Annotated in this window: 12 protein-coding genes; 9 read left to right on the forward strand and 3 right to left on the reverse strand. The window is 67.8% G+C overall.

The window, feature by feature from the left end:
- Positions 1-28: 28 nt before the first annotated feature.
- A complete protein-coding gene (locus tag CFB35_RS19930) occupies positions 29-988 on the reverse strand; it encodes an LLM class oxidoreductase (protein WP_059582871.1) in 960 nt (319 codons plus the stop codon).
- A gap of 1,062 nt (positions 989-2,050) precedes the next feature.
- Between CFB35_RS19930 and CFB35_RS19940 the strand changes: the two genes are divergently transcribed.
- The 4 genes from CFB35_RS19940 (at position 2,051) to CFB35_RS19955 (ending at position 5,643) form a co-directional block, all read left to right on the forward strand.
- Positions 2,051-2,953, forward strand: coding sequence for an NAD-dependent protein deacetylase (locus tag CFB35_RS19940; RefSeq protein WP_059582868.1), 903 nt, complete (start codon positions 2,051-2,053; stop codon positions 2,951-2,953).
- Positions 2,950-3,591, forward strand: a complete 642-nt coding sequence (locus CFB35_RS19945; protein WP_059582866.1) for a DUF938 domain-containing protein — start codon at positions 2,950-2,952, stop codon at positions 3,589-3,591. Before CFB35_RS19940 ends, CFB35_RS19945 begins: the two co-directional genes overlap by 4 nt.
- A gap of 97 nt (positions 3,592-3,688) precedes the next feature.
- On the forward strand, positions 3,689-5,101 hold the full coding sequence (gndA, locus tag CFB35_RS19950; RefSeq protein WP_059582863.1) for an NADP-dependent phosphogluconate dehydrogenase: 1,413 nt from the start codon (positions 3,689-3,691) through the stop codon (positions 5,099-5,101).
- Positions 5,102-5,298: 197 nt separating this feature from the next.
- On the forward strand, positions 5,299-5,643 hold the full coding sequence (locus CFB35_RS19955; RefSeq protein ID WP_059582861.1) for a DUF4148 domain-containing protein: 345 nt from the start codon (positions 5,299-5,301) through the stop codon (positions 5,641-5,643).
- Positions 5,644-5,753: 110 nt separating this feature from the next.
- On the opposite strand, the gene CFB35_RS19960 is transcribed toward CFB35_RS19955, so the two are convergent.
- Positions 5,754-6,074, reverse strand: coding sequence for a hypothetical protein (locus CFB35_RS19960; protein ID WP_011694691.1), 321 nt, complete (start codon positions 6,072-6,074; stop codon positions 5,754-5,756).
- A gap of 414 nt (positions 6,075-6,488) precedes the next feature.
- Here CFB35_RS19960 and CFB35_RS19965 point away from each other — a divergent pair, with 414 nt between their 5' ends.
- Positions 6,489-7,223 carry a peptidoglycan DD-metalloendopeptidase family protein gene (locus CFB35_RS19965; RefSeq protein ID WP_059582858.1) on the forward strand — a complete coding sequence of 245 codons (735 nt, stop codon included), beginning with the start codon at positions 6,489-6,491 and terminating at the stop codon, positions 7,221-7,223.
- A gap of 66 nt (positions 7,224-7,289) precedes the next feature.
- Here CFB35_RS19965 and CFB35_RS19970 read toward each other — a convergent pair whose 3' ends face one another.
- Positions 7,290-7,928, reverse strand: coding sequence for a Pr6Pr family membrane protein (locus CFB35_RS19970; RefSeq protein WP_059583144.1), 639 nt, complete (start codon positions 7,926-7,928; stop codon positions 7,290-7,292).
- Between the two features lie 224 nt (positions 7,929-8,152).
- On the opposite strand from CFB35_RS19970, the gene CFB35_RS19975 reads away from it, so the two are divergent.
- The 4 genes from CFB35_RS19975 to CFB35_RS19995 all read left to right on the forward strand — a co-directional run bounded on the left by CFB35_RS19975 (position 8,153) and on the right by CFB35_RS19995 (position 12,746).
- A complete protein-coding gene (locus CFB35_RS19975) occupies positions 8,153-8,689 on the forward strand; it encodes a cytochrome b (RefSeq protein ID WP_059582855.1) in 537 nt (178 codons plus the stop codon).
- Between the two features lie 156 nt (positions 8,690-8,845).
- Positions 8,846-9,214 carry a DUF2946 domain-containing protein gene (locus tag CFB35_RS19980; RefSeq protein WP_059582853.1) on the forward strand — a complete coding sequence of 123 codons (369 nt, stop codon included), beginning with the start codon at positions 8,846-8,848 and terminating at the stop codon, positions 9,212-9,214.
- Between the two features lie 83 nt (positions 9,215-9,297).
- Positions 9,298-11,430: a TonB-dependent copper receptor gene (locus CFB35_RS19990; RefSeq protein ID WP_059582850.1), complete on the forward strand. Its 2,133-nt coding sequence runs from the start codon at positions 9,298-9,300 to the stop codon at positions 11,428-11,430.
- A 221-nt stretch (positions 11,431-11,651) separates the two neighbouring features.
- Positions 11,652-12,746 (forward strand): alpha/beta hydrolase, encoded by a 1,095-nt coding sequence (locus CFB35_RS19995; protein ID WP_059582845.1) that lies wholly within the window; start codon positions 11,652-11,654, stop codon positions 12,744-12,746.

Here is a 12,746-nt window from a genome sequence, read left to right on the forward strand (position 1 = left end):
CGTCATCTGAATTTGGATTCCTGATGAATCACGCTCGCTCGTCGTGAAATACCGGCAGGACATGTTCGGCGATTTCTTCGATGACATCGCGCACGGGCCGGTCCGATCCTAGGTTCAGCGTGACATGGTGCGTACCTTCCGCACGCATGTCCCGCAGGATATCGACCAATGCGCGGCGCCCGGTTGCATAACCGAGCGGCAGCGCGGTGGCGGGCGTGTCGGGACGGGCGGCGAGGTCGAGCCGCATCGCGACGCCGAACGCGCGAAATGCCGGCGAGGCGAGCCGGTCGACCGCCGCGCGCCACATCGAATAGCGGGCGCGCTGCGTATCCGGATCGCGGTGATACGTCATCCAGCCGATCGAATGCCGTGCGATCCAGTCCACGCTCTGTCCGCCCGAGCCGACCGCAAGCATCGGCACCGCGTCGCCGCCGCGCGGCAGCAGCGTGAATTCGGGCGCATCGGGCGGCGTTTCGTCCGGCCGCACGCGCGACGGCACGCCGAGTGCGGCCGCGACGACGTCCCAGTGCGCGCGATAGCGGTCGCGCCGCGTTTCCGCGTCCACGCCGAACGCCGCATATTCGGGCGGCCGGTCGCCGGAGCCGAGCCCGAGGATGAAGCGCCCGCCCGACAGCGTGGCGACCGACAGCGCGCCTTTGGCGATATGCAGCGGATGACGCAGCGGCAGCACGATCGCGCCGCTGGCGAGTGCGATCCGGCGGGTGCGCGCCGCGAGCGCGCCGAGCAGCACCCACGGGTCGAGGTGGCCGACCGGGTCGGGATAATCCGCGCTGTTCAGCGGCACGTCGCGAATCCACAGCGCGCGAAAGCCGAGCGAATCGGCCCGCGCCGCGAGTTCGAGCTGTTCGTTGAAGTCCGCGACGACGTGGCCGCTGCGCAGGAGCGGAAGCGTGAGGCCGATCGACAGCCGCCCGGCCGAAAACACGGGATGCGCGATGTCGGGGTGGGCGGCAGCGACTGAGGTCATGGCGGTTCCTTGGAGGCGAGGCGGCGGGAACGCGCGGCGTTCCCTATGTAAAGAGACTCTAGCGTGTTTGCGCGACGGACGAGCGGGACGGCCAGCTCGCGCTATCCGGCCCGCGGGGGCGTGCCGCGCGGCGCCAAACGTAGGGCGATCTCAAGGCGATCGTAAGGTGATCGACCGCCCGGCTCGGGGGCCGCACGACGACGCCCGGCGGGCCCGGCGATACGTTTCAGTTTCGAAACGTTCGCGCTTTCTGGCGGGGTGCGATGCTTGTTCGCGGTCTTGCAGGTGCCCGCGAGGCCTTGCGGCATGAAGCATGGTGCGCTCCTTGCATGGTTGTATGTGCCGTGAGCGCGATCGCGGGCGAAGTCGATCCCGGCAATCGCTTCAGTGGGTCGGATGTATCGGAGACGGGGACAAGAGAATGAAAAAAGACCGAAACGCAACGAATCGTGTTGCAAACATGAATCGCCGACCTGCCAGGGTAGTCGCTTCGCCGTTGATGACGGCGACGTGAACAAGCGGCTTTCCGTTCCATCCGGGCAATCGGGTTCGTTCTGAACGACGGCGTGTATGCGTGACGCACGAGGCCGACCAGTGCCGATCGGCCGTCGACGATGAACCGCGAACGCAGGCGGATGGCCGCGGCCTGGATCCCGGAATCGTCATGCCATGGCGCCACGCACGTCGTCGCGCGGCGAATCCATTTGCACGCCGTGCATCGTGTCGGCGTGACGAGCCAGCCGAACAGGATCGAATCGGGAAAGCCGGTGACGCGCCGATGTGCGCGGCAGCGCGGAACACGAAGTCCGGGGAACGTCCGTCGATCGCGGTACGACGGGCGTCGCAACATTGTGCTGTCAGTTGATCCACTACCCCGATGGATCAATTGTTGAAGCGCCCGTCGCCGAGCGGCGATGGGCGTCTTTTTGCGGGTTTTTCGTGCCGCCGGCTTGCCGCGGCGGCCGCCCACCCGATCGCGCGGCGTTCTGTATCATGTGCTGGCATGCGTGGCCAGCCCGTGCGGGCGCACGGCCTGCCGGCACGACCGATCACGTTGCCAACATGAACGATAAAGCCTTGCCCGATTCCTCCCTCGCCGACGTCGATCCGGCCGCGCTCGATGCGCTGCACACGTTCGTCGAGCGTCATCCGCGCCTGCTCGTGCTGACCGGCGCGGGCATCAGCACCGATTCCGGCATTCCCGGCTACCGCGACCGCAACGGCCAATGGATGCGCTCGCCGCCGATCCAGCTCCAGGAATTCCTCAGCTCCGATGCCGCGCGGCGCCGCTACTGGGCCCGCAGCATGATCGGCTGGCCGGTCGTCGGGCGCGCGCGGCCGAACGGGTCGCATGTCGCGCTGGCGCGGCTCGGCGGCGCGGGCCGGATCGAGCGCCTCGTCACGCAGAACGTCGACGGCTTGCATCAGCGCGCGGGCAGCGACGACGTGATCGAGCTGCACGGCGGCATCAACGGCGTGACCTGCCTCGACTGCGGCGCGCATCACGCGCGCGCGACAATCCAGGCCGTGCTCGAAGTCGACAATCCGGATCTGCTGGGCGCGCAGGCCGAGCCGGCCGCGGACGGCGACGCGCATCTCGAATGGGCCGCGCTCGATACGTTCCACATCCCGGCGTGCCCCGCGTGCGGCGGGCTGCTGAAGCCGGCGGTGGTGTTCTTCGGCGAGAACGTGCCGCGCGAGCGCGTGGCGCTGGCGTCGCAGGCGCTCGACGCGGCCGACGCGCTCCTCGTCGTCGGCTCGTCGCTGATGGTGTATTCCGGCTACCGCTTCTGCGTGTGGGCGCAGGCGCAGCGCAAGCCGGTTGCCGCCCTCAATCTCGGCCATACGCGCGCCGACCCGATGCTGACGCTGAAGGTCGAGGCGCACTGCGCCCCCGCGCTCGACGCGCTCGTGGCGCGGCTGGGGCTCGGAAGCAACAGCCACACGACGGAGCATGCATCGTGACCGGCGCCGCTTCCTCGCCCGATCCGTCCGCGCGGCTGTCGGCGCCGGCGGCCGAACGCAATCGCGGGCCGATCCTCGACGTGCTGCGCCGCGTGCTGCCGGCGAGCGGCAGCGTGCTCGAAATCGCGAGCGGCACCGGGCAGCACGTCGTTCACTTCGCGCAGGCGTTGCCGGGCCTGCACTGGCAGCCGAGCGATCCCGACGCGCAGGCGCGGCGCTCGATCGCGGCGTGGATCGCGCACATGGGCCTCGCGAACGTCGCCGGGCCGCTGGCGTTCGACGTGCGCGACACGCCGTGGCCGGTCGCGACGCTCGACGCGATCGTCTGCATCAACATGATCCACATCTCGCCGTGGGCCTGTACGGAAGCGCTGTTCGCGGGCGCGTCGCGCGTGCTGAGGCCGGACGGCGTGCTGTTCCTGTACGGCCCGTACCGTCGCGAAGGCGGCCATACCGCGCCGTCGAACGCGGCCTTCGACCAGCAGTTGCGCGACCGCGACCCGTCGTGGGGCGTGCGCGATCTCGAGACGGTGGTCGCGCTCGGGCTCGATCGCGGGCTCGACTGCCGCGAGGTCGTCGAGATGCCGGCGAACAACCTGAGCGTCGTGTTCCGGCGCCTGCCGCACGCGGAGCAATGACACGCAAGCGCGCAGCGCCGCCGGGTTTCCTCTATCCTTTCGCCTGTGCGCGCGGCCCGGCTCGGGTCGTGCCCCGTTTTTTCCGGAGAATTGACTAATGGGCAAACAAGCAATCGGTGTGATCGGGCTCGCGGTGATGGGCCGCAATCTCGCACTCAATATCGAGAGCCGCGGTTACGCGGTGTCGGTGTACAACCGCAGTCGCGAGAAAACCGACGAACTGATCGCCGAATTCCCCGGCCGCAATCTGGTGCCGACCCATACGCTCGAGGAATTCGTCGCGTCGCTCGAAACGCCGCGCCGGATCCTGATGATGGTGAAGGCCGGGGAAGCGACCGATGCGACGATCGCATCGCTCAAACCGCTGCTCGAGAAGGGCGACGTGCTGATCGACGGCGGCAACACGCACTTCACCGACACCATCCGCCGCAACCAGGAGCTCGCGCAGTCGGGCCTGCATTTCATCGGCACCGGCGTGTCGGGCGGCGAAGAGGGCGCGCTGCGCGGCCCGTCGATCATGCCCGGCGGCCAGCGCGACGCGTACGACCTCGTCGAGCCGATCCTCAAGCAGATCGCCGCGAAGGCGCCGTCGGACGGCGAGCCGTGCGTCGCGTACATGGGCCCGGACGGCGCGGGCCACTACGTGAAGATGGTGCACAACGGCATCGAATACGGCGACATGCAGCTGATCGCCGAGAGCTACTCGGTGCTGAAGGACGTCGCGGGCCTGACCAACGACGAACTCGGCGCCGTGTACACCGAATGGAACCAGGGCGAGCTCGACAGCTACCTGATCGAGATCACGTCGAAGATCTTCGGGAAGAAGGACGAAGAGACCGGCAAGCACCTCGTCGACGTGATCCTCGATCGCGCCGCGCAGAAGGGCACGGGCAAGTGGACGAGCCAGAACGCGCTGGATCTCGGCGTGCCGCTGCCGCTCATCACCGAGTCGGTGTTCGCGCGCGTGCTGTCGTCGCTGAAGACCGAGCGCGTCGCGGCCAGCAAGATCCTGTCGGGCCCGGCCGCCGCGCCGTTCGACGGCGATCGTGCCGCGTTCGTCGAAGCGGTGCGCCGCGCGCTGTATCTGAGCAAGGTGATCTCGTACGCGCAGGGCTTCGCGCAGTTGCGCACGGCGTCGGAAGAATACGGCTGGAACCTCGATCTCGGGACGATCGCGAAGATCTTCCGCGCGGGCTGCATCATCCGCGCGCGCTTCCTGCAGAAGATCACCGACGCCTATGCGAAGGATCCGGCGCTCGCGAACCTGCTGCTCGATCCGTATTTCAAGGACATCGCCGCGAACTACCAGACGGCGCTGCGCGACGTCGTGGTGGCCGCGGTGAAGGCCGGCGTGCCGGTTCCCGCCTTCGCATCGGCGGTCGCGTATTTCGACAGCTATCGTTCCGAGCGGCTGCCGGCGAACCTCGTGCAGGCGCAGCGCGACTTCTTCGGCGCGCACACGTTCGAGCGCACCGACAAGCCGGGCAGCTTCCACGCGAACTGGTCGTAACCGGTTTGCGGCGGCATTGTTGCGAAAATCTATTCTTTGAATAGGGTTTTTCTATCCCGGATGCTGACATTGTTGGCTCCGGGGAAACAGTGTTTTCGCTCTTTCATGGTTTTCCCTAGGTGCTGTCGGGACTAAACTCTGTTCCATCGCTGCAGACATGGTGTGTGCGGCGGAGCAAAAAAATCCCGGAGGTAATCATGAAATCGCTGATCGCAACGTTCGCTGCTGCTGCTGTCCTCGCCGTTCCCGCCGTCTCGTTCGCCCAACAAAACGCGCCCGTCACCCGTGCCCAGGTGAAGGCCGAGCTGGTCCAGCTGCAACAGGCCGGCTACAAGCTGGGCAGCGACCGGACGAACTACCCGGAAGGCATCCAGGCTGCTGAAGCCCGCGTGAACCCGCAACAGAACGTCGCCGCGGCCGACACGACCGGCTACGGTGCGCAACCGGCCGCCGGCCAGGAATCGGGCGCGCCGGCTCCGGCCAAGACCGGCTGGCAAGTCAAGCGCGTCTCGGACGGCGCACCGGTCTACAAGGGTCGTTAATGGTACGGCCGCGCTGGCGACCGCATCCGACCCTCTGTCGTACAAAAGCCCGTCGTGCCGCTATGCGGTACGGCGGGTTTTTTCATTGGCGGCGCGCGATGCGCGGCCGTTCAGTGCAGCGGGCGCCTGCCGCGCCCGATATCGCGGAACAGCGCTTCGGCCGGTTCCAGTACCTGCAGCCACGTTTCGTCGTAACCGCTCAGCGTATCGAGCGCGTCGCGCAGCCGCTCGATCGCGAGGACCGGTAGCTCGACGCTGTGGCGCGTGGCGCCGGTCAAATGCGTGACGCTCGCCAACTGGACGAGCGCATCGGCCGCTTCGGCGACGTCGGTCGCGAACAACAGGTGCCGGTTGAGCAATTCGACCAGACCGCTGGAACCGGCGAAATCGTCGGCGTCGAGCTGCACGGAGAGAAACGTCGCGTTGTTCATTGTCATCCTCGTCGTTGTCGTTGGATTCGCGCTGCGCATCACCGAGTATAGGCGGGGATCGAAGCGGACAATATGACGGCGCCGAGACCGCGGGCAAGGGCGGCCGCGCCAGCGAAAAACCCCCAAAGCGCCCGCCGGCACGGCCCGCAGGCGACCGGCGCCCCCCGTGCGACGCCGCAAGATTGTTTCCGGGTCGGGCAACTGTCGGGGCCTTGACCGCGACAAATGGTATCTTTGCCGATCGGGACGACGCGAAAAAGGGGCCGGTGAGCTCATTCGCGTCGACGTTCCGCTGTGGAAACTGACGGCCGCGCAAGCGGTCGGATACTGATTGATCCGGCCGTTCGGCCGGACATCGTGCGTCGCGCGCCGGAGGGCGGCGGGCGGCGCAACGACGCAAATCCGGGAGGACCCTTGAGAGAAACTATTCCCATCCACGACACGCTCACGCGCTGGCTGCCGCAGGCGGCGCTCGTTGCCGCGGCCATCGCGCTGACGGGTTGCACGATGACGCCGTGGACCGACAACTGGCAGCCCGCCCGCCAGCCGGCGTCCACGTCGGCGGCGACGCCGGGCGTGATCGCCGGCTATTACCGCGTGAACCCGGGCGATACGCTGGCGGGCATCGCGAGCGCCTACGGGCAGCGCGTGCAGGACGTCGCCAGCTGGAACCACATGGCGCCCACCGATGCCGTGTCGCCCGGCCAGGTGCTGCGGGTCGCGCCGCCGCCGGCTGCGACCTCGTACGGGCAGCCGCCCGCGTCGGCCGCCCAGCCAGGCTCGCTCGCATGGCCGGCCACGGGTGTCGTCGCGACGCCGTTCTCGGCCGGCAAGACGCGCGGCGTCGTGATCGCCGCATCCGGGCCCGACCGTTCGGTGCGGGCCGCGGCGAACGGGCGCGTGGTATATGCCGGCTCCGGCGTCCAGGCGTACGGTCCGCTCGTGATCCTGAAGCACGACAACGGGCTCATCACGGCCTACGGACACAACGGCAAGCTGCTCGTCAACGAAGGCGACGCGGTGCGCCAGGGTCAGCCGGTCGCCGAAATGGGCACCGACGCGAGCGGTCGTTCGACGTTCGAGTTCGAAGTCCGCCAGAACGGCAAGGTCGTCGATCCGATGAACTTCCTGCCGCGCAACGGCCGCTGATCGCCGGCATCGCCACGTGTGCGCCGGGCGGCGCACACGTTCCTGCTTCTTTCCTCTTTTCCGCCTTCATCCTTCCTTAAGCGTCGCGCTGCCAGACTGTCTCGCATGATTCCCGAGCCAGCAAATGCCCAGCGCGAGCGCCGCCGCGCCGAGCGCGATCATCGAACACTGGATCGCGACCGGCAGGTACCCGTGCGGCCGCGGATCGACGAACGGATACGGATACCAGTTCTCCACCGCGCCGCGCACGAGCGTATAGCCGAGATAGACGACCGGAAAGCCGAGCCACGCGAACGCGCTGCGGCGCGGAATCGGCGAGCGCGGTTCGACATACAGCCAGTCGCACAGCACCACGAGCGGCACGATCCGGTGCAGCACCCAGTTGTTGAACGGCGGCGTGACGTGGCGCAGCGCATCGAGCCGCGCGAGCAGCAACTCGTAGACGATCGCGGTGATCAGCACGTACAGCACCGCCGCGCCGCGCATCGATTCGTAGCGGGCGGAGCCGGGGCGCGCGATGCGCGACAGCCCCGCGGCCAGCATCGCGGCCGCGTAGAGGCTGCTCAGTTGCGTGAAGTAGCTGAGGTAGTTGCCGAGATGAAAATCCGGCAGGCGCCAGTAGTCGGCGACGCTGTGCAGCGTGGTGGACACCGCGAGCAACGCGGCGATCAGCCGGTAGGCCGCAACGAAGAACGCCTTGCTCATGATGCCCGCGCGCCGTCGCACCAAAGCTTCATCGTGCCACAGCCGCCCGGGCGCGCGATGCGGATTTTCCATAGGGCGGCCATTGTGCGGCGCGCGTCGACGATGGATCGGATATTTGACCGCGTCGTGCAAAGCCGGACGCCCGTGCGGCTACAATCGTCACAGCTTTGCCGGGCGCAGGCCGGTGGCCCGCACCTCTCCCCGAATACGACACGAGACGAAGCATGAAAAACATCCTCGCGAAACAGACGCGCTACAGCTCGCCCGCGATCTTCTTCCACTGGGCCGTCTTCCTGCTGGTCGCGCTCGCCTATCTGGCCATCGAGATCCGCGGACCGAAGGGCAGCGACAGCCGCGCGTTCTGGATGAACGTGCATGTGACGGCCGGTACGTGCGTCCTCGTGCTGTCGGTGCTGCGCGTGCTGTGGCGCGTCGTCAGCCGCGTGCCGGAACCGGTTGCGCAGGCGGCGCTGCTGCGCTGGCTGTCGAAGCTCGCGCATTTCGCGCTTTATGCGTTCATCATCGCGCAGCCGCTGCTCGGCATCATGACGATCAACATGGGCGGCAAGCCGGTGTCGCTCGACTGGCTCGGCGTGTCGTTTACGCTGTTCGGCCCCGACAAGGCACTGCGGCCGACGATCAAGGAAGCGCACGAGCTGATCGGCAACGCGTTCTACTTCGTGATCGGCCTGCATGCGCTGGCCGCGCTCTATCATCACTTCATCCGGCGCGACGACGTGTTGCGGCGCATGGCGCCCTGATCATCCGCCGCCGGCCCGCATCGCATGGGGGGGGGCGCATGGTTGTGTTGACAACCATGCGCCCCCGGTTCGTTTACCGTCGTCCGCACTGGTCATCGCGTTGAACATTCTGTAACATCTCGGCTGTTTTTACGTTCCGCTTACGCGTCGCCGTCCATGCTGTACCGACATCGTCACCTGACTGCCTGGCTTGGCCTGCTCGCGATCTGGATCGCGATCGCGGCGCCGCTGGTGTCGCAGTGGCGTATCGCGCAGGCGGCCACGCCCGAGGCGATCGTCTGCAGTACCGAGCATGGTGCGCATCGTTCATCCGATGCGGGCGGCGTGCACGATCATGCGCTGCATCTCGACGCGTGCGGCTACTGCGCTTTCTTGGCGCATAGCCCGGCGATCGGCGCGCCTGCCGCCGCGTCGGTCGAATCCATTCCCGTCGTTTCCGTTGCCGCCGCCGCGTCGTCTGCCGTCGCGGCGCACAGCGACCGCTATCCGCGCGCCTATCCGCGCGCACCGCCCGAGCGCGCCTGACGCGTTTCTTTCCGTTCCTATCACCGCCGATATCCGTGCGGCCCGCCAAGGCCGCGTGGAGGGCGTCACTCGGGCTTTCGATCATGACCCATTCCCAGTTGCGTGCGCCGCGGGCGCCCCGCAATGCCCGTGCGCGGCCTCTGCCGCGCATGCTGAAACTTACCGTTCCCGCGCTGGCCGTCGGCGCGCTCGCCGCGAGCACCGCCGCGGCCGAAACCGTGCCTGCTGCCGGCGCGGCGACGGCCGACGCGGCCGCGCTGTTGCCGCCCGTCGAAGTCGTCGCGTCGCCGCTGTCGACGCCGCTCGTCGTCGTCACGGATCCGAAGGCGCCGCGCCAGCCGCTGCCCGCCAGCGACGGCGCCGATTACCTGAAGACGATCCCCGGCTTCACGTCGATCCGCAGCGGCGGCACGAACGGCGACCCCGTGCTGCGCGGGATGTTCGGGTCGCGGTTGAACATCCTGGCGAACGGGATACCGACGCTCGGCGCGTGCCCGAACCGGATGGATGCGCCGACGTCGTACATCGCACCGGAAAGCTATGACAAGGTCACCGTCGTGAAGGGGCCGCAGACCGTGCTGTACGGTCCGGGCGCGTCGGCCGGCACCGTGCTGTTCGAACGTGTGACACCGCGTTTCGAGCGCCCCGGCATGCGCTTCGACGGCAGCCTCGTCGGCGGGTCGTTCGGCCGCAACGACCAGAACGTCGACCTGAGCGCCGGCACGCCGGACGTCTATGGCCGCGTGACCGCGAACCACGCGCATTCGCAGGACTACCACGACGGCAACGGCAACACCGTGCCGTCGCAGTGGGACAAGTGGAACGCCGATGCGGCGCTCGGCTGGACGCCCGACGACCATACGCGCGTCGAGCTGACCGCCGGCACCGGCGACGGCTATGCGCGCTACGCCGGCCGCGGGATGGACGGTGCGCATTTTCGCCGCGAGACGTTCGGCCTGTCGTTCGACAAGCGGCATCTTGGCGACGTGCTCGACCGGATCGAGGCGCGCGTGTACTACAACGAAGCCGATCACGTGATGGACAACTACACGTTGCGGCAGCCTGACCCGACGAGCAGCATGCCGATGCGGATGGCCGCGGACGTGCGGCGCCGCACGGTCGGCGCGCGTGCGGCCGCGACGTTCCGCTTCGGCGACGACGTCAAGCTCGTCACGGGCGTCGATGCGCAATCGAACCGGCTCGATTCGCGTTCGTCGATGGGGCGGCAGAACTACCGCGACCAGCCGTGGAATGCGCAGGCGACGATGTGGAACGCGGGCGTGTTCGGCGAGCTGACGTGGTATGCGAGCGACGTGTCGCGCGTGATCGGCGGCGCGCGCGCCGACTATGCGAGCGCACGCGACAAGCGCGCGACGACGAGCGGCATGATGAAGAGCAAGCCGAACCCGACTTTCGACGACGACCGGTCGAGGGTGCTGCCGAGCGGCTTCGTGCGCTACGAGCGCGATCTCGCGTCGCTGCCCGTCACGTGGTACGCCGGGATCGGCCATGCGGAGCGTTATCCGGACTACTGGGAACTGTTTTCCGCGACGCGCGGGCCGGCCGGCTCGGTCAACGCATTCTCGGCGGTGCAGCCGGAGAAGACCACGCAGCTCGATATCGGCGCGCAATACAAGAGCGACCGGTTCGATGCGTGGGTGTCCGCGTATGCGGGTTACGTACAGGACTTCATCCTGTTCAACTATGCAGCCGGCATGATGGGCGCGACCACGCAGGCCACGAACGTCAACGCGCAGATCATGGGCGGCGAAGCCGGCTTGTCGTGGCGGCCGGTCGCGCCGCTGCGCGTCGAGACGTCGCTCGCGTATGCGTGGGGGCGCAACGTGGCGAGCGGCGATCCGCTGCCGCAAATGCCGCCGCTCGAGGCGCGCATCGGGCTCGAATACACGCGCGGTGCATGGTCGGCGGGCGGCCTGTGGCGCATCGTTGCGCCGCAGCATCGCTATGCACTCAACGCGGGCAACGTGGTCGGCAAGGATTTCGGCCCGAGCGCCGGATTCGGCGTGCTGTCGCTGCATACGCAGTACAACGTCAGCAAGACCGTGCAGATCTCGGTCGGCGTCGACAACGTGCTGAACAAGGCCTACACCGAGCATTTGAACCTCGCCGGCAACGCCGGCTTCGGCTATCCGGCGAACGCGCCGGTGATGGAGCCGGGGCGTACCGCGTGGGTGCGCGTGAGCGCGAAGCTGTAGCGAGCCACGCGTGTGTGCGTCGCAGCATGCGCGTGCCTGGGCGCCGCACCGCCCGAACGGGCGGCGCGCGTCAACCGATTAGAGAACCGTATCTAGTCGGGGCGCAAACGTTCGCGAGTCGTGCTTCACTCCCGCATTCGACACACGCGGCGCGCGCGATGCGGCGTGCGTGTCGATCCGGTGTCATTCGCACCGGCAGCACAATAACCAGGAGAACATGCATGGCCAAATCGATGCGTTCCAGGGTAATGGCAGGGGCAGTGGCATGCGCGATGAGCGTCGCGCCGTTCGCGGGGACGACCGCATTGACGACGCTCGCGACGACGCATACGGCGATGGCGGCAACCGCGCCCGCCGACGACTATGCGACGACGCGCTATCCGATCATTCTCGTGCACGGGCTGACCGGCACCGACAAGTATGCAGGCGTACTCGACTACTGGTACGGTATCCAGGAGGATCTGCAGAAGCATGGCGCGACCGTCTACGTCGCGAACGTGTCGGGCTTCCAGAGCGACGACGGCCCGAACGGGCGCGGCGAGCAGTTGCTGGCCTACGTGAAGACGGTGCTCGCCGCGACTGGCGCGACCAAGGTCAATCTCGTCGGTCACAGCCAGGGCGGGCTGACGTCGCGCTATGTCGCGGCCGTCGCGCCCGATCTCGTCGCGTCGGTGACGACGATCGGCACGCCGCATCGCGGCTCCGAGTTCGCCGACTTCGTGCAGGGCGTGCTCGCGTACGATCCGACCGGATTGTCGTCGACGGTGATCGCCGCGTTCGTCAATGTGTTCGGGATCCTGACGAGCAGCAGCCACAACACGAACCAGGACGCCCTCGCCGCACTGAAGACGCTGACGACCGCGCAGGCGGCCACCTACAACCAGAACTATCCGAGCGCGGGCCTCGGCGCGCCCGGCAGTTGCCAGACCGGCGCGCCGACGGAAACCGTCGGCGGCAACACGCATCTGCTGTATTCGTGGGCCGGCACGGCGATCCAGCCGACGCTTTCCGTGCTCGGCGTGACGGGGGCGACGGACACGAGCACCATTCCGGTCGTCGATCCGGCGAACGCGCTCGACGTGTCGACGCCCGCGCTGTACGGCACGGGCACGGTGATGATCAACCGCGGCTCGGGCCCGAACGACGGGCTCGTGTCGAAGTGCAGCGCGCTGTATGGCCAGGTGCTGAGCACGAGCTACAAGTGGAACCATGTCGACGAGATCAACCAGCTGCTCGGCGTGCGCGGCGCGTATGCGGAAGATCCGGTCGCGGTGATCCGCACGCATGCGAACCGATTGAAGCTCGCGGGCGTGTGA

The sequence above is a fragment of the Burkholderia sp. AU16482 genome, assembly GCF_002223285.1.
In the GTDB taxonomy this organism is placed as follows: domain Bacteria; phylum Pseudomonadota; class Gammaproteobacteria; order Burkholderiales; family Burkholderiaceae; genus Burkholderia; species Burkholderia semiarida.

Bases quoted from the DNA above. Each gene is read 5' to 3' on its own strand.
- CFB35_RS19940 (WP_059582868.1), top strand. From the start codon at position 2,051: ATGAACGATAAAGCCTTGCCCGATTCCTCCCTCGCCGACGTCGATCCG.
- CFB35_RS19960 (WP_011694691.1), bottom strand. From the start codon at position 6,074: ATGAACAACGCGACGTTTCTCTCCGTGCAGCTCGACGCCGACGATTTC.
- CFB35_RS19955 (WP_059582861.1), top strand. From the start codon at position 5,299: ATGAAATCGCTGATCGCAACGTTCGCTGCTGCTGCTGTCCTCGCCGTT.
- gndA (WP_059582863.1), top strand. From the start codon at position 3,689: ATGGGCAAACAAGCAATCGGTGTGATCGGGCTCGCGGTGATGGGCCGC.
- CFB35_RS19980 (WP_059582853.1), top strand. From the start codon at position 8,846: ATGCTGTACCGACATCGTCACCTGACTGCCTGGCTTGGCCTGCTCGCG.
- CFB35_RS19975 (WP_059582855.1), top strand. From the start codon at position 8,153: ATGAAAAACATCCTCGCGAAACAGACGCGCTACAGCTCGCCCGCGATC.
- CFB35_RS19930 (WP_059582871.1), bottom strand. From the start codon at position 988: ATGACCTCAGTCGCTGCCGCCCACCCCGACATCGCGCATCCCGTGTTT.
- CFB35_RS19990 (WP_059582850.1), top strand. From the start codon at position 9,298: ATGACCCATTCCCAGTTGCGTGCGCCGCGGGCGCCCCGCAATGCCCGT.
- CFB35_RS19995 (WP_059582845.1), top strand. From the start codon at position 11,652: ATGGCCAAATCGATGCGTTCCAGGGTAATGGCAGGGGCAGTGGCATGC.
- CFB35_RS19970 (WP_059583144.1), bottom strand. From the start codon at position 7,928: ATGAGCAAGGCGTTCTTCGTTGCGGCCTACCGGCTGATCGCCGCGTTG.